The organism is Pseudomonas sp. LPB4.O (assembly GCF_038383825.1).
In the GTDB taxonomy this organism is placed as follows: Bacteria; Pseudomonadota; Gammaproteobacteria; order Pseudomonadales; family Pseudomonadaceae; genus Aquipseudomonas; species Aquipseudomonas putida.
The window spans coordinates 2,573,069-2,588,547 of sequence record NZ_CP151298.1 but is presented as its reverse complement, the minus strand read 5'-3'; the positions used below and the strand labels follow the sequence as shown (position 1 = coordinate 2,588,547).

Annotated in this window: 14 protein-coding genes; 2 read left to right on the top strand and 12 right to left on the bottom strand. The window is 59.6% G+C overall.

Features of this window, described 5'->3' with window-relative positions; translation table 11 throughout:
- Window positions 1–48: 48 nt before the first annotated feature.
- The 12 genes from MRBLPB4O_RS11590 to MRBLPB4O_RS11535 all read right to left on the bottom strand — a co-directional run bounded on the left by MRBLPB4O_RS11590 (window position 49) and on the right by MRBLPB4O_RS11535 (window position 13,612).
- Window positions 49–1,590: an AMP-binding protein gene (locus MRBLPB4O_RS11590; protein ID WP_341798526.1), complete on the bottom strand. Its 1,542-nt coding sequence runs from the start codon at window positions 1,588–1,590 to the stop codon at window positions 49–51.
- A 71-nt stretch (window positions 1,591–1,661) separates the two neighbouring features.
- Window positions 1,662–2,471 carry a 2-oxo acid dehydrogenase subunit E2 gene (locus MRBLPB4O_RS11585; RefSeq protein WP_341798525.1) on the bottom strand — a complete coding sequence of 270 codons (810 nt, stop codon included), beginning with the start codon at window positions 2,469–2,471 and terminating at the stop codon, window positions 1,662–1,664.
- Between the two features lie 22 nt (window positions 2,472–2,493).
- A complete protein-coding gene (locus tag MRBLPB4O_RS11580) occupies window positions 2,494–2,724 on the bottom strand; it encodes a lipoyl domain-containing protein (protein ID WP_341798524.1) in 231 nt (76 codons plus the stop codon).
- Window positions 2,725–2,746: 22 nt separating this feature from the next.
- Entirely contained in the window at window positions 2,747–3,736 is a 990-nt protein-coding gene (locus MRBLPB4O_RS11575) for an alpha-ketoacid dehydrogenase subunit beta (protein WP_341798523.1), read from the bottom strand.
- Window positions 3,733–4,716 (bottom strand): thiamine pyrophosphate-dependent dehydrogenase E1 component subunit alpha, encoded by a 984-nt coding sequence (locus MRBLPB4O_RS11570; RefSeq protein WP_341798522.1) that lies wholly within the window; start codon window positions 4,714–4,716, stop codon window positions 3,733–3,735. Before MRBLPB4O_RS11570 ends, MRBLPB4O_RS11575 begins: the two co-directional genes overlap by 4 nt.
- Before the next feature lie 45 nt (window positions 4,717–4,761).
- Window positions 4,762–6,468, bottom strand: a complete 1,707-nt coding sequence (locus tag MRBLPB4O_RS11565) for an FAD-dependent oxidoreductase (RefSeq protein WP_341798521.1) — start codon at window positions 6,466–6,468, stop codon at window positions 4,762–4,764.
- Window positions 6,465–7,826 carry an aromatic ring-hydroxylating dioxygenase subunit alpha gene (locus MRBLPB4O_RS11560; RefSeq protein ID WP_341798520.1) on the bottom strand — a complete coding sequence of 454 codons (1,362 nt, stop codon included), beginning with the start codon at window positions 7,824–7,826 and terminating at the stop codon, window positions 6,465–6,467. The genes MRBLPB4O_RS11565 and MRBLPB4O_RS11560 overlap by 4 nt, the downstream gene beginning before the upstream one ends.
- 274 nt (window positions 7,827–8,100) lie before the next feature.
- A complete protein-coding gene (locus tag MRBLPB4O_RS11555; RefSeq protein WP_341798519.1) occupies window positions 8,101–8,265 on the bottom strand; it encodes a rubredoxin in 165 nt (54 codons plus the stop codon).
- Window positions 8,262–9,476: a cytochrome P450 gene (locus MRBLPB4O_RS11550; protein ID WP_341798518.1), complete on the bottom strand. Its 1,215-nt coding sequence runs from the start codon at window positions 9,474–9,476 to the stop codon at window positions 8,262–8,264. Before MRBLPB4O_RS11550 ends, MRBLPB4O_RS11555 begins: the two co-directional genes overlap by 4 nt.
- A gap of 58 nt (window positions 9,477–9,534) precedes the next feature.
- Window positions 9,535–10,698 (bottom strand): serine hydrolase domain-containing protein, encoded by a 1,164-nt coding sequence (locus MRBLPB4O_RS11545; RefSeq protein ID WP_341798517.1) that lies wholly within the window; start codon window positions 10,696–10,698, stop codon window positions 9,535–9,537.
- Between the two features lie 57 nt (window positions 10,699–10,755).
- Window positions 10,756–12,360 (bottom strand): GMC family oxidoreductase N-terminal domain-containing protein, encoded by a 1,605-nt coding sequence (locus tag MRBLPB4O_RS11540; RefSeq protein ID WP_341798516.1) that lies wholly within the window; start codon window positions 12,358–12,360, stop codon window positions 10,756–10,758.
- A 4-nt stretch (window positions 12,361–12,364) separates the two neighbouring features.
- The gene (locus tag MRBLPB4O_RS11535; RefSeq protein WP_341798515.1) at window positions 12,365–13,612 is read right to left on the bottom strand and encodes a cytochrome P450; all 1,248 of its coding nucleotides are present in this window, start codon (window positions 13,610–13,612) and stop codon (window positions 12,365–12,367) included.
- Between the two features lie 226 nt (window positions 13,613–13,838).
- Between MRBLPB4O_RS11535 and MRBLPB4O_RS11530 the strand changes: the two genes are divergently transcribed.
- Window positions 13,839–15,095 (top strand): FAD-dependent oxidoreductase, encoded by a 1,257-nt coding sequence (locus MRBLPB4O_RS11530; protein WP_341798514.1) that lies wholly within the window; start codon window positions 13,839–13,841, stop codon window positions 15,093–15,095.
- 19 nt (window positions 15,096–15,114) lie between these two features.
- Entirely contained in the window at window positions 15,115–15,435 is a 321-nt protein-coding gene (locus MRBLPB4O_RS11525; RefSeq protein WP_341798513.1) for a 2Fe-2S iron-sulfur cluster-binding protein, read from the top strand.
- The last annotated feature ends 44 nt before the right edge of the window (window positions 15,436–15,479 follow it).

Genomic DNA, 15,479 nt, shown 5'->3' with positions numbered 1-15,479 from the left:
CTCTCATTGTCGATGGAGGGTAGGTCTGGGCGGCAGCATGATCTTCACCTAACCATGGCTAGCTTGAGCGCGTTGACGCAGAGCCACCTTGTTGATCTTCCCGGTGGCGATCCGCGGTAGTTCGCTGACGAACTCGATGGCCTTGGGGCACTTATATCCTGCAAGGACCGACTTGCAGTGGCCGATCAGTTCGGCCTCGCTGAGGTGTGCTCCCGCAGTCGGTACGATGAAGGCTTTCACCGCCTCCCCCCATTTGCTGTCCGGGATCCCAATGACTGCGGACTCAACGACGTGGGGGTGCAACTCAAGCGCGACTTCAACTTCCCGGCTGTAGATGTTTTCACCGCCGGAAATGATCATGTCTTTCTTGCGATCGACCAGGAAAAGGTAGCCATCGGCATCCTGGTAGCCCATGTCACCGGTGTGGTACCAGCCGTCGCGCAGCGCTTCCATGGTGGCTACCGAATTGTTCCAATAGCAGGTCAGTTGGGTATCGGAGCGCAGCAACACCTCACCAGGCACACCCTGGTCACAGTCCCGGCCTTCGTCATCGACGATGCGCAGGTCGAACCCGGGGCCAGGGATACCCACCGATTCCAGACGTCTGATCTGGTCGGCGCTGCCATACGGGTCTACCTCATGACGTGGTAACGCACAGGCATTGCTTTCAGTCATCCCATACTGGACTGAGAAAATCGGGCCGAGTTTGTCGATGGCACGTTTCAACAGCGGGACTGGAATAGGCGCTGCAGCCGTGACCACATGATCAAGGGACTTGAGGCAGAACTGGTCTATCTGCGGGTGGTCAAGGAATGACTGCAGCATGGCGGCGACCATGAACGTGAATGAAACCCGTTCATCCTCGATAGCACGCATTGCCGCGAGGGGATCGAAGCCCGCTTGCACCACCGTTGAACCACCCATCCACGCTGCGGAGTTGACGAAGCCAATGCCACCAATGTGAAAGGCCGGGGTGGTCTGCAATACCCTCGTCGCACCGCTGAAACCTGTGACCAATGCACAACTTTCTGCCGTTCTGCACATGGCGTGGTGGGTTCGGACTACCCCCTTCGGCGTGCCGGTGGTGCCGCTTGTGTACATCAGGTAGGCGAAATCTTCGGGCTGCGAACGGATGGGAGGCCCCGCCTCGTCCCCGTCGCCAACAGCTTGCTCGAACGGTGTAGCCCACTGCGGGGTTACGCCAATGCAAATAAAGTGTTCGATCGAGGGCAGTTCGCCACGCAGCTGGTCGACCAGCGCCGTGTACTGCGCTTCGAACACCAGCACCTTGGGCGAGGCATCCTGCAGAATGTAATGAACTTCCCGCGCCGCCAGACGGAAATTCACCGTTGCCGCGATAAAGCCTGCCCACTCACAGGCACGGTAGGTTTCAAAATATTCAACACAGTTGGTCGACAGGATCGCCACGCGGTCCTGGCGGCGCAGGCCCGCTCGATAGAGATGGGATGAAAGCCGACGCGCACGCACGGCTAATTCAAAATTGCTCACCCGGCGCGACGCGCTGGTGAAAGCATTGCCAGCAGGAAAATAGCGAGCGTTGCGCTCTGTCATCTCACCAAGAGTCTTCATCGATATTCCGTCATTCTTATCAGGCTGTTGTAGAACGGATTACGTTTATGCAGGGTACAAACAGTGTGCGGTCAGCCCTCCAGGGCGGCAGGGTCTGCCAGCAACTCGGCCAGCCTGGCAGTAAAACGTGCGGCATCGGCCCCGTTGATTACCCGGTGGTCATAGCTCAATGACAACGGCAACGTTTGGCGCCATTCAATGGCGTCGCCAGCACCGCGACGGGGTTTGTCCTGTGTTCGCGTAACACCAAGAATGGCCACCTCCGGCGCGTTGACTATCGGCGTGAACGCCGTGCCGCCGAAGCTTCCCAACGAGCTGATGGTGAAGCAACCGCCGGTCATTTCGGTCATTGCCAGGCCTTTGTCCCGCGCCTTGGAAGAAATGGCCTGCAGCTCGGCAGCCAGCTCATGAATGGTCTTGCGGTCGCAATCCCGGAGCACGGGTACCAGCAGACCAAACTTGGTATCAACCGCCACACCGATGTGGAAATACTTCTTCAGCACCAGGTTCTTGCCACTGCCGTCCAGTGATGCATTGAACTGTGGCAAGCTCTGCAGCGCGCCGACAACGGCCTTTATCAGGTAGGGCAGCAGGGTAAGCCTGGTAGTGGCCCCAGCCTCGTTGAGGGCCTTGCGGCGGACGTCGAGCTCGGTGATGTCAGCATCGTCATGGTGCGTGACATGGGGAATCATCACCCAGTTGCGCGCCATGTACTTGCCCGTCAACGCTTGCACACGACTGAGCGGCCGCGTCTCGATCTCGCCAAATTCGCCAAAATCGACCTGTGGCCAAGCCGGCAGATCGCTCCCGAACTTTAGCGGTTCAGCTAGAGCGGCTTGGGTGTTACTGGGCTGTTTGGCCGCTGGGCTCTCGACACTCATTAGCTTCTCCCTACCTGACGTTTCAGACGATCTCGGCCAACACCGTACCAACCTCGTAGGTTTCACCGGCCTCAGCAATGATCTTCAAGGTGCCACTCGCAGGCGCCTCAACCTCCTGGATCGACTTGTCGCTTTCCAGGGCATAGATGATCTGCCCCTCCTCGACGGTGGCGCCGTCTGCAACCAGCCACTCGGACAACGTACCTTCATTCATTGAAAAGCCCAGTTTGGGCAGCAGGATCTGGGTGCTCATGGCTGTTTCCTTGGGTTGAATTTCACTTGAGCGTTGCGCGGACAGCCGCTTCAATCTGCTCGAGGCTGGGAACATGTGCGTCTTCAAGCGGCTTGGAGAAAGGCACAGGCGCGTAGTTGGACCCTACGCGCTGAACGGGGGCCTTGAGCTGCCCGTAAAGTGATTCGTAGATCAGCGCAGCGATTTCAGCCCCGACCCCGAATGGCTTGACCGCCTCATGGACGATCACCGCACGGCCGGTTTTGGCTACCGAAGCGAGGAAGGTGCCGGTGTCCAACGGCGAAATAGTGCGCAAGTCGATCACTTCGGCCGAGACACCCTCAGCCGCCAGCTTCTCTGCCACCGCACAGCAGTCCAGAACGCGGCGGCTATAGCTGATCAGCGTGACGTCGGTACCTTCGCGCAGGACATTGGCCTTGCCCAACGGGATCTTCTTTCCACGTTCAGGCGCAGGGCCGGGTGCCCAGTAGGTCGGCATGTTTTCAATGAACAGTACGGGGTCGTCGTCCTCGATCGCCGAAAGCATCAAGCCATACGCGTCCGCAGGGCTGGAGGGGGCTACCACCTTGATACCGGCGGTATGGGCAAACCAGGCCTCCAGGTAATCGGCATGCTGCCCACCGGTACCGAAACCCGCACCGGTCATGGTGCGGATGACCATGGGTACGTGGGTTTGGCCGCCTGACATGAAGCGCAGCTTCGCGGCATGGTTGATGATCATGTCCATGGCCACGGTGGTGAAGTTCATCAACATGATTTCTGCCACCGGGCGCATGCCGACAATGGCCGCACCGATAGCCGCACCAATGATCGCCTGTTCGGCGATCGGTGTGGAGCGAACCCGTGAATCGCCGTACTTGCTGGACAGGCCGCGGGTTACGCCGACGATACCGCCCTCCTCCTTGTCACCCACGTCCTCACCTAGCACGATGACGTTGACATCGGCCGCCATGGCATCATCTATTGCCTGGTTGATCGCTTGAATGCTGTTGATCTTGGCTGGCTGGTTCATACAGTGACCTCATCCTTGTAGATGTCGCGCTGGAGTTCCGCGAGATCCGGGTAGGGGCTGTTCAAGGTAAACTCGACGGCCTCGTCGATTTCACGCTCGATGTCGGCTTCCATACTGGCCAGGTAGTCTTCGCTGGCAAGGCCAGTTGCGATGAGCCAGCTACGCAGCAGAGGCACCGGGTCCTTTGCCATCCAGGCATCTTTTTCGCCCTTGTCCATGTAGCCGTCGGCGTCACCGAACACATGACCATGGAACCGGAACGTCTTGGCTTCGATCAGAGACGGCCCTTGGCCGTCCCGCGCGCGATCGACTGCTTCGCGGGCTGCGCGATAAGTGGCCACCGGGTCGTTGCCATCTACCGTGATGCCGGGCATCGAATAAGCCGCTGCGCGCTGTGCAATATTTGCCACGGAGGTGCCGTAGGCATACTTGGTGTGCTCGGCGTAACCGTTGTTCTGGCACACGAAGATCACTGGCAACTTCCACACCGACGCCATGTTCAGCGCTTCGTGGAAGGCGCCAATGTTGCTCGCACCGTCACCAAAATAAGCCACACTGACGCGCTTCTCACCGCGAATCTGCGCGGCGAGGGCCAGGCCGTTGGCAATGGGCATCGAGCTGCCGACGATACCGGTGGTTACCATCACGCCCGTGGCCGGGTGGGTGACATGCATAGGGCCGCCTTTGCCCTTGCAGGTGCCGGTTGCACGGCCTCCAAACTCGGCCCAGAGGTCCTTGAGCGGAATACCTTTGGCGATCATGTCATGCACGCCGCGGTAAATGGTGCAGATGTAATCTTCGTCGTTCAGGCATGCCGAGACTGCCGAGGGAATCACTTCCTGCCCGCGCGGCGAGTAATACGGCATGACCAGCTTGCCGGACTTCAACACCGCACGAAAACGGTCGTCATTCTGTTTGATCCGCGTCATGCGCCGGTAGATGCCGACCAGGATCTCGCCTTCTGGAATTGAGGCTGTCATTTCAATGCTCTCCATTCGAACCGAATCACAAGGCTGAGTACGTACTCACCAGATCTTTTCTTGCCCTGCCGAATGCGCAGCAGCGATGTAGGCAAAGATGAACGATGCCGCGATGCTGGTACCGGCCCCCGGATACGCTCGCCCGCTTACCCCTGCCGTCGCATTGCCCGTGGCGTAGAGCCCGGCAATCGGCTGGCCGTCCTCGCGCAGCACCCGCGCATATTCATCGGTCACCAGGCCGCCAGCAGTGCCGACGTCGCCTGGGTACATGCGCACCGCATAAAACGGGCCTTGCTCGATCGCACCCAGGTTGGGGTTGGGCTTGATGGTCGGGTCTCCATGGCAACGGTCGAACGCTTTGCCGCCGCGGGCAAAATCTTCGTCCTTGCCCGTGACACAAAACTGGTTGAAGCGCTTGACGGTTCTGAGCAGCCCGCCGGTATCGATGCCGCACTTGCTCGACAACGCCTCGAGCGTATCGGCCTTGATCATGTAGCCGCTGTCCAGCCATTGCTGAGGGACCTGGCCAGGCATGGCGGTGCCCCAGGGGTAGAACTTGCGCTGTCGGCTGTCCATCACCACCCAACTTGGCACGGCCTTGCCTGTTTCGGCCTGACGCTGGTACATGCGCTGGCCGATTTCCATGTACGACCCGGCTTCGTTGCAGAAGCGCTCGCCGTCCTGATCGACCATGATCGAGTAGGGCAAGGACAAGTCCAGGTGATGCATGAACGGCAACGGTTCACCGGTGGGCGTGCGCGCGCCTTCCGGCAATGTTTCGCCCGGACCGAGCGAGGTGACCACCCACCATGCCTCGTCCATGCAATCAGTGGCTGCCCCCAGGCGCATGGCGGCTTGGATCACTTCGCCGGTGTCGCCTGGGTTTGCGTTGGTCCACGCCGCCGATGCCGGTTGCGGCTGGTAGCGCTTGCGCATTTCGGCATTGTGCGAAAAACCACCGGTGTTGATCAGCACGCCATCATGTGCCTGAATACGCCGCAGCTGAGTGCCCTGGCGCACAGCTACGCCCACTACCCGGCCGTCTTCGACAATCAGTTCTTCGACTGGAGACTCGGTCCAGATGGGCAGTTGCTCGCGTAGCGCGATCTGTAGCATGCGCCCCTGAATGGCGGCACCGCCACCTAGCACATGCTGGCCGCGAACCTTTTGCTTGAGCAGGCGCAAGCCCAGTTGCATGGCCTTACGCTTGCCTGCCCACGTGCGCTTGAGCAGGAACAGGGTTGGGAATTCATTGGAATTGGCTGGCATGGCGGGACCGCGGTAGCGCGACAGACGCCCTTCCCACTCCCCCAGCTCTTTCACATCGAACAGTTTGGCCACGAGGGAGCGGCCACGTGGCTCGCCGCCCGGGCGGTCATCGTAATAGTCGGACCAACCGTCGGCGTATTCGAACGCCATGCCCTTGCGCTCTAGAAAGTCGACAATCACAGGGCCCGTGCGCAAGAACGCCTCACGGCGCGGGACACTGGTAGATGGGCCTTCGTAGGTGACGACGCTGTCGAAATACTGCCGGGCCCGCTCGTAGGAATCATCCACGCCATGACGCTTCATCACCGCATTGTTCGGCACCCACCAGACACCGCCCGAGTAGCCCGTCGAACCACCGATCTTGCTCTGTTTTTCGATGATCAACGCACGTTTGCCCAGTTCCTTGGCCTTGAGTGCAGCGCACATGGAGCCACCACCGCTGCCAATGATCACCAGATCATACGACTCATCCCATTGGCTCATTGCGCGGACTCCGTGCCGAACAGGTATTCCTGCAGTTCACGGTGGAAGTTGGAAATTGACGATTCCTGCAACGGATTCGTACGCGAACCGCTGAAGCCCCGTGACTTCATACCCGCCTGCACTTGCCCCATGTTTTGGAAGTCCTGACTGAGGATCAGACCGAAGTTCTTTACCGTGTCGTTCTTCCAGTCGTCCACACCGTGGTAGAACTCGCGCTCCAGCTTTGGCTCCTGGCCCGGCGCATAACGCTTCAGCGACCAGATATCGTAGATGCAGGAGTCGGGGTTATCGCCATCAGGACGGGCGCGGTAGAACAGTGCCCCGTCTGGATAGTGGAGGAACACCAGGTTGGGGAAGACATGCCAATCGGTACCTGCGCGAGCCATTTGTTCCATGGAAATATTCGGCCAGCCAGCGCCGTCGGCGATGGCCGCTTCGACCTGAAACTGCATGGCTTTGCCCAGCACCAGCATCTGGTCCTGAGTCGGCTCGACTTCCGTCATCAACCGTTTGGTCGCCTCGTTGTCCCGATCGGTGAAAATCGCCTTCAACTGGTCTTCCATGATCTGGTAGAACTTGACCATCCCCGGGCGGATATCATCCGGGATCGGCTTGCCAGTGCGCGGGGATGGAGTACCCGGCAGGCGGGTTGCAGTTGAATAGTCGAACATGCCGTGCTTGCCGAAGGCGAAGCTGCGGGTAACGTCGTCACCTTGAGTATCGAGGATCTGTGGGTGCGTCGCTGCGACGTGATAGCCCTCGTTGAAGGCTTCCAGTGCAACTTTCCAGTTGCACGGCAGGCGCACCGACTTGTACCAGCGGTACCGCATCTTCTCGAATTCGTAGCAATCGGTGATCTCGGGCACCGGCGCAAGGTACTTGGCCAACGGCTCAGCATTGGGGTCCATATTGATGAATACGAATCCGCCCCAGGTATCGACCAGCACTTCCTTGAGCGCCAGTTCGTCATGACTCATGTTCGGGCAACCGGCCCAGTCTTGCTCATCGAGAATACGCAGTACGCTGCCATCGAGGTTCCACTGCCAGCCGTGGTAGTTGCAGTGAAACTTGGTGGCATGGCCACAGCCAGTGGTAAGGCGGCGGCCGCGGTGTTGGCAGACGTTGTAGTAGGCCTTGATCCTGTCACCTGTCAGGCGGGTGACAATGATGGACTCGTCGATGACGTCGAAGGTAACGTAGTCACCGACATTGGGGATTTCTTCGAGTCGGCAGGCCACCTGCCAGATCTTCGGCCACATCCGCTCCTTTTCAAGCTGGACGTAATCCTTGGACAAATAAGCTTCGCGGGGTACAAAGTCAGGCCGTACGGTCTTCGGTGCCGATTCTCGAGCAGACATCTGCAAACCTCCTTCATCAGCAGCCTGTGAAATGCTGCCTGGGCTCGTATTTTTGTTGGCGAGCCGGCATTACCGACCCTGCATTATTGTGAACGATGTTCAAGACTATAAACGCGGCGAGATTGGGTGTCAACGCGTCAGAAATCGCTGATCACTGCGAAACATCCATTGCAAACAAGGCGGGCGGGGATTGGCCTGGCATTAACAACTGCCGGTTTCTCCCCGTGCAATACGAAAGGGGAAATGGAGGGGATGTGTCGGTGCCCTCCTCCGATCAGACCTCAACCATGGTGTAATCGCTTTTGGTGGCCCCGCAGTCGGGGCAGACCCAGTCATCAGGCACGTCTTCCCAGCGGGTGCCTGGGGCGATACCGTCATCAGGCCAACCCAAAGCCTCGTCATAGCTGTGCCCACAGAATATGCATTGCCACTGTTTCATTTCATCCTCCCTCCTGCCACTTGCCAGCGCAGCGGCAGATAGAGCAGGCCGTTGACCATGCCCGACGCGCAGCGAGGTGGGTCGGCAGGCACAGTTTCAAAGTCAGGAATGCGCTTGAGCCACTCCTGCAGGAAAACCTTGATTTCCATGCGGGCCAGGAATGAGCCAGGGCAGCGGTGTGGGCCGTTGCCGAAAGCAGCATGCAAAACCGGCTTGCGCTCCAGGTCCACCATCAGTGGATTGCTGAATCGCCGCTCATCAAGGCCGAACAGTGCATTTGGCACCTGGATCTGGTCGCCTTGCTTGAGCGTCACGCCGTTGAACTGCACATCCTCTACAACCACTCGCGCAGTATTGGTAACGCCGTGTCGCCTTATCAATTCATCGACTGCGGTGAGAATGAGCGCTGGTTGCTCTACCAGGCGCTTGCGCTCGGCGGGATGCTCTGCCAGAAAACGGCAAATGAAGCTCATCATTGCTGCAACTGTGTCCAGGCCACCGAATATCACCACGGTGAGCAGGCCAAACATACGCTCAGGTGCAATCGGCTCTCCATTGACCTTTGCGTTGACGATCCGACTTATCAAGTCGGCGCCAGGGTCACGGCGCCTGGCCTCGATCCACTTACCGATGTAGCCCGCGAGCATCTGCTGGGAGCGATGTCGTTCATCGACGCTGCCACGTACGGCCAACTCGGTCATTTCCAGTAGTTCCAGTCGATCCTCCTGGGGCAAGTTGACCAGTCGCAGAAAGATCACGATGGGCAGCATCTTGGCGAACTCACTCACGAACTCGCATCCGCCCTTCTCCGCGAAGCCTTCGATCAGCTCAACCGTCAGGGCGCGAATGTCATCTTCCAGTTCGGCGATGGCTTGTGGCAAAAATGCCGGTGCAATCAGCGCACGGTAGCCGGTGTGCTCGGGCGGATCGAGCTCAAGGGGCACCAGGGGCAGGTCCTGGCTCGGCGGTACATTGACCTGGGCATGAGAAAACCGCTGATGGTCTTTCTGAATGGCCTCGATGTCATCGGCCCGCGTGGCAATCCAGTGCCCCCCGTTGTACGGCGACCAAACGATATCCGGCCCTTCGTGGAGTTTTTTCCAGGCCAGGTGAACATCGTTGACTGCATTGGGCGGGTTCATGAAATCAAAATCGACCACACGGTCTTCGGGGACATGGTCAGGTACGGTCCATGTTGTAGGTTGGATCATCGGGGCCTCCACGGATGCTTACAGCTTTGTAGTTGTATTGTCTGGCTGGTTAATCACTTCAACGCAGCAGCGCGGCGGCTTGGCGAATCGCCTGCGCCACAGGGAAGAGCGGGTCTTGTGCGACAGATGTAGGGTTGAACAGTCGGTTGTGGCAAATGGCGACCGCCAGGTTCAGGTCAGGGTCAGCCCAGCCGATCGAATTACCTTGCCCCGGGTGGCAAATCGCTCTTGGGTTGTGCACGCAGCCGACTGGTGGATGATCGCCGCCGAACCAGAAACCGCCTTCCGTGATAGGAATAGGGAATCCAAACATCACAGCGTCCGGTTCCTGGCTGTTGGCCCGGGGTGTGCTGAACGAAGCCACCCGCTGCGCTGACAGCAAGCGCACGCCATCCAGCACGCCACCATTGGCGAGCAAGGCCCAGAAACGCGCCTGTGAACGCGCGTTGAAAATACCGCCCACCCCTGCCACCTCGGCCCGGCGCACATCCGCCCGCTCGAACACCTCGGGCACCAGCGCGACCTGTTCTGGCATCGAAGCCAGAAACAGCGGTGGCAGGTCTTGGATGGGGCTGGCAACCATGGCGTTGACCTGCGTCGCAACGCGGTGCTCGACAGCGTCAGGAATACCGATCCACAGATCATCGATACCCAAAGGTATGGCGATTTCCTCGCGCACGAACCGGCCGAGCGAGCGTTGCCCCGGGTCCACCCGACGCACCAGTTCGCCGACGATCCAGCCAAACGTCATGGACAGGTAAAGGGTCTTGCTGCCAGGCTCTGCCAGCGGCTTCAAGTGCGCAATAGCATCGGTCATCCAGGCCCAGTCGCACATCAACTCAGGCGTAACCCCCGCTGGCATCTGAGGAATACACGCCCTGTGGGTGAGCACATCCCGCACAGTAGTGGCCCCTTTACCTTGGGCCGCGTACTCGGGCCAATACCGGCTTACCAACGCGTCGTATTCGATATGCCCCCGCTCTGCCAGGATATGCAGGGCCGTCACCGCTACGGCCTTGGTTACGGAGTAGACGTTGAACAGCGTGTCGCCGTCCACCGGGCGCCGGCTGCGCGGGTCGGCAATGCCACTCCAGGCGTCGATGATCAATTTGCCGTCCAGATACGCTGCTACCTGCAACCCGACCTCACCGCTGGCAGTGGTCGCGTGGTCCAGCGCATGCTGCACCAACGCCTGAGCGCGCGGATCCAAGTTCTGCTGCATGGCTTACCTCTCTCATGTGCCGTGAAATTCAGTGAAGGATCAATACTGGAGGCGGGCTCAGCGAGCATCCTCCAGGATGAGCTCCGCTGCGCGCCATGCCATGGCCATCATCGGGCCATTGGTATTGCCGGAAACCATTGACGGGATAACCGACAGGTCCATTACCCGCAGCCCCTGCACACCCCTGACACGTAACCTGGGATCCAGTACCGAGGCGCTATCCGCCCCCATCGCGCAGGTGCCACAAGCGTGGTAACCCGACTGCCCCCGTTGGCGGAATTCTTCAAGAATCTGCTCGTCGCTCTGCACCTGCGCGCCGGGGTAGGTCTCGGCCGTTACCAGAGGCTTGAGGGGCGCGCTGGCAATGACCTTGCGCATGACTCGAAAAGCCCCAATCGATACCTGCCGGTCGTACTCATCGGCCAGGTAGTTGGTGACGATCCGCGCAGGCTGGGCAGGGTCAGCAGATTCGATCGTAACGCTGCCCTGGCTACGCGGACGCAATGGGTAGGTGAACAGCTGCATGCCCGGATGGGGTTCGAAGCGGTAAGTCGGTGAGGAAAAGTCCATCGAGTAAGGGGCCATCATCAGCTGAGCGTCGGGACGATCCAGATCCGGGTGAGTCTTGAAAAAACCGCCGACCGGGAAGGACCCGAGCGCCATGACGCCGCGCCGCGAGAGGCCATACTGGATGACGTTCTTGAGCAGCCGCACGCCTGAAAATTCTCGATTCTGGCTGCCGCGCCAAGTGCTCAGGCGCGTTTGCAGATAACACAGCAAGTGCTCGCGCATGTTCTGTCCGACATTGGGGCTGTGCGCAATCACGGGTATCCCCAATCGTCCCAGCAAGCTGCTGTTGCCGATGCCAGACAACTGCAGCAAGCGAGGCGATTGCAAAGCGCCAGCACACAGGATTACCTCCCGGCGCGCGCGGTATTCAAAGGGTTCTGCATTCCCGTTGCGTGCACTGACGCCGACAGCCCGCTGCCCTTCGAAGAGGACGCGCTGTACTTGGGTATCGGTCAAGACCTTCAGATTGAGCCGTTTTCGGGCCGGCTTGAGAAACGCATGCGCAGCGCTCTGCCTCACTCCCCCTGACAGGGTATAGGTGAGGTAGGCGACACCTTCGTGGTCCAGTTCGTTGATATCGAGCTTGCGGGGCAAGCCCAGGCTCTCACAGGCCTGTATCACCGCCTCGCCCACTTCGCAACGCTGAGCATAAGGCCCGACCTTCAGCGGGCCTTGTCCGCCCCTAAGTACTGACTCGCCCAACGCGTGTTTCTCGATGCTGCGAAACGCCTTGGCCATGGTCTCCCAACCCCATCCGCTGGCGCCATTAGCGGCCCACTCGTCATAGTCCGCAGGGTGCCCGCGCATATACACCATGCCATTTATGGCGCTTGAGCCACCCAGCATCTTGCCGCGCGCCCATATCTCCTGGGTGCGCCCACTGGCGGGGTCCACCGTCACGGGCAGATGCCAGGCGTGAGTGGGGTCGTTGAGCAACTTGCCAAAGCCTCTTGGCATCCGCACCATGGGGTTGCGATCCTCAGGCCCCGCTTCTATCAGCAGAACCCGGTGAAGCCCACTGGCGGACAGTCGATCGGCCAGGACGCAACCCGCAGAGCCGGCACCCACGATGATGTAGTCGTAGTCGTTCATAGGCTTAACCGAACTTCACATGGATCGAGTGCGGGACCCGCATCATGGCGCCACGTATCTGTGGGGCAGGTTTGTCCGGATCCAGCCGCAGGTTGGGCAATTTGTCCAGAAGTGCATTGAGCGCGCGGGTCATCTCGACACGTGCCAGATGCTGGCCAATACAGACGTGGGGGCCAAAGGCAAACGCGAAGTGACGGTGTTGGGGCTTGCGGAAAATATCGAAGCGGTCAGGATCGGGGAATTTGCGCTCATCGCGGTTGGCGGAGCCGGCGATGACATCGATGAAGGCACCTTGAGGGATTTCTACGCCCCCGAGCGTGACCGTCTTGCTGGCAAAACGGGACTGCATCAATACCGGACCATCCCAGCGCACGGCCTCCTCGATTGCCTGCGGGATCAAGGATCGGTCCTGGCGGATTGCCTCTAGCTGTTGTGGATGACGCAGCAAGGCGCTCAGCAAGACGCTGGTGGCACGGTAAGTAGTGTCCCCCGCGGCGTTGACCAACTGGCGCAGGAAGGAAATCAATACATCCTCGGGCAGATGCTCACCATCGACCTCGGCGTGGGCCAAAGCGCTGACCAAATCACTCCCGGGGTTACGCCGGCGCTCGGCGACCAGGTTTTTGAAATAGATGCCGAGCTTACGTGACGCCTCCGTGCCGTGAGCCACATCGACGGCAACGACAGTCTGCGCAATCGCCATCTTATGAAAGGTGGCGACATCTTGCGGCGGCAGCGCCAGCTGCCGATAAATGATCCGGAAGGGATAATGCAGGGTGAATGCCTGCACCAAGTCCGCCTCGCCCCGATCAACGAACGCCTCCATGAGCTCATGCACCACGGGGTCGACCAGTTCGTCACCCCAGGCAGCGACCGTCTGAGGCAGAAACGCCTTCTGGAAAATTCTGCGAAATCGCGGATGCTCAGGAGCGTCCATGGTGGAAATACTGCGCCCGAAGCTGATGCCCAGGTTGTAGGTGTAGGCGTGATTGGTGAAGGTCTGCGGGTCTCCCAGCACCTGCGCTACTTCGTCATAGCCCAGCACACAAAAATGCATCGCGCCTGCGGGGCTGGTGACATCCGGAGCAAGTCCCATAAGCACGCGGTATTCCCCCTGAAGCACTGAAGCTTCACGCCTCAACCCGGCGAGCTTCGGATAAGGATCCATATGCTCGCCAAACACCAAGGCATCCTCCAGAAAGGGATCGAAGGATGGATCATCAAATTCCTCGAGTGGGCTCACTGCGCTCATCAGTTGCTTCTCCGCCTTTATTTATTGTCCCGACGTCACGCACTGAGCATTCACAGCCGCTGCCTGAAGATCGGTTTTGGCCACTCTATGCAACTGCCTAGAGGGAATAAATCCAGAACGACTGACAGGATCTTTCAATAAAATTGAATAATCTTCTGCTATTTAACAGGCATACTTTGCTCACTTCCCCGCCCTTTGTTGGCGGGCTTTGACCAAAGGTGTCGATATGACTGAAGCTGTTACAGGCACTGCCATCATCGTCGGTGCGGGGCATGCCGCCGCTGAGTTGGCAACTCATTTACGTGATAATGGCTGGCGAGGCCGCATCATTCTGATTGGCGAAGAGCCCACCCTTCCCTATCATCGCCCGCCGCTGTCCAAAGCCTACCTTTGCGGGGCTGCCACAACTGAAAGCCTGCTGATAAAGCCCAAAACGACCTTCGACCAGGCTGATGTGGAGTTCATCAGCGGCACACGAGTCAGTGCGATCGATCGTAGCGCTTGCACGATCGAGCTCGCAGGCGGTACGACCATTCACTACGACCGTCTGATCCTGGCTACAGGCGGCAGGCCTCGACGCCTTCCGATACCGCAGATAGAGCAGGCGCAAAACGCCAACAATTTCCATTACCTGCGTACGCTCCAAGACGTCGAACGAATTCGCCAACAGTTCGAAGCGGGAAAGCGCCTGGTTGTCATCGGCGGCGGTTACGTTGGCCTTGAGGTTGCTGCCGTGGCCGTAGAGGTCGGCCTGCAGGTCACGGTGCTGGAGGCGCTACCGCGCGTGCTGGCGCGTGTCACTGCGCCGGAACTGTCGGCCTTTTACTTGTCGCGACATCGCCAGGCGGGTGTGGATATTCGTACCAACTGCCAAGTGCAGGGTGTGCGGCTGACGCCCTGCGGTGGGGTCGTCACGGCAGTGCTGTGCGCTGACGGCAGCTGCGTGCCAGCCGACTTGGTCGTGGTCGGCATCGGACTTGTGCCCAATGTCGAGCTGGCAGTGCAAGCAGGCCTGGCTGTGGACGACGGCATTGTCGTGGACGAGTTCGGTCAAACCAGCGACCCGAACATCTACGCAGCAGGCGACTGCACCAACCACCCCAACCCAATCCTGGGTAGGCGATTGCGCCTGGAGTCGGTGCCCAACGCACTGGAACAAGCACGCTGCGTGGCCGCATCTCTTTGCGGCAAGCCCAAGGCCTATGCGTCTGTTCCGTGGTTCTGGTCGGACCAGTACCAGCTGAAGCTGAAAATGGTCGGCCTGTCCCAAGGCTATGACCAACTGGTGTTGCGCGGGGCACCTGAAACAGACTCTTTCGCCGCCTTCTACCTGAAAGACGGTCAGGTCCTGGCCGTCGATACGGTGAACCGCGCGCCGGAATTCATGGTGGCCAAACGGCTGATCAGCGAGCGTATCCATGTCGACCCTCTGCGCCTGGCTGACGACGCCATTCCCGTCAAAGACTTGCTGACCCGCGCCTGAACCCGCTACGAGGATAGCCATGCCCACAATCACCTTCATCCAGCCGGACGGCAGCGAGCAGCGGATAGACGCCCCTGTTGGCCTCTCGGTCATGCAAGCTGCTGTCAACAACCAGGTGCCTGGCATCCTGGGGGACTGTGGCGGCAGTTGCAGCTGTGCCACCTGCCATGGCTACGTGGACCGGGAGTGGGCCCAGCACATGCCTGCCGCCCAACCATACGAACACGACATGTTGACGTGCGCGGTGGACGTCACAGAGCACAGCCGTCTGAGCTGCCAGATCATGGTCACCCCAGAACTCGACGGGCTGGTAATCCGGTTGCCTGCTTCCAGTTTTTGAGTAGTTACGCAAGCTCGCGGGTGCCGTACGCCCGAAAACAACAA

Bases quoted from the DNA above. Each gene is read 5' to 3' on its own strand.
- MRBLPB4O_RS11545 (WP_341798517.1), bottom strand. From the start codon at position 10,698: ATGCAGCAGAACTTGGATCCGCGCGCTCAGGCGTTGGTGCAGCATGCG.
- MRBLPB4O_RS11560 (WP_341798520.1), bottom strand. From the start codon at position 7,826: ATGTCTGCTCGAGAATCGGCACCGAAGACCGTACGGCCTGACTTTGTA.
- MRBLPB4O_RS11570 (WP_341798522.1), bottom strand. From the start codon at position 4,716: ATGACAGCCTCAATTCCAGAAGGCGAGATCCTGGTCGGCATCTACCGG.
- MRBLPB4O_RS11575 (WP_341798523.1), bottom strand. From the start codon at position 3,736: ATGAACCAGCCAGCCAAGATCAACAGCATTCAAGCGATCAACCAGGCA.
- MRBLPB4O_RS11550 (WP_341798518.1), bottom strand. From the start codon at position 9,476: ATGATCCAACCTACAACATGGACCGTACCTGACCATGTCCCCGAAGAC.
- MRBLPB4O_RS11540 (WP_341798516.1), bottom strand. From the start codon at position 12,360: ATGAACGACTACGACTACATCATCGTGGGTGCCGGCTCTGCGGGTTGC.
- MRBLPB4O_RS11565 (WP_341798521.1), bottom strand. From the start codon at position 6,468: ATGAGCCAATGGGATGAGTCGTATGATCTGGTGATCATTGGCAGCGGT.
- MRBLPB4O_RS11525 (WP_341798513.1), top strand. From the start codon at position 15,115: ATGCCCACAATCACCTTCATCCAGCCGGACGGCAGCGAGCAGCGGATA.
- MRBLPB4O_RS11590 (WP_341798526.1), bottom strand. From the start codon at position 1,590: ATGAAGACTCTTGGTGAGATGACAGAGCGCAACGCTCGCTATTTTCCT.
- MRBLPB4O_RS11555 (WP_341798519.1), bottom strand. From the start codon at position 8,265: ATGAAACAGTGGCAATGCATATTCTGTGGGCACAGCTATGACGAGGCT.
- MRBLPB4O_RS11535 (WP_341798515.1), bottom strand. From the start codon at position 13,612: ATGAGCGCAGTGAGCCCACTCGAGGAATTTGATGATCCATCCTTCGAT.
- MRBLPB4O_RS11580 (WP_341798524.1), bottom strand. From the start codon at position 2,724: ATGAGCACCCAGATCCTGCTGCCCAAACTGGGCTTTTCAATGAATGAA.
- MRBLPB4O_RS11585 (WP_341798525.1), bottom strand. From the start codon at position 2,471: ATGAGTGTCGAGAGCCCAGCGGCCAAACAGCCCAGTAACACCCAAGCC.
- MRBLPB4O_RS11530 (WP_341798514.1), top strand. From the start codon at position 13,839: ATGACTGAAGCTGTTACAGGCACTGCCATCATCGTCGGTGCGGGGCAT.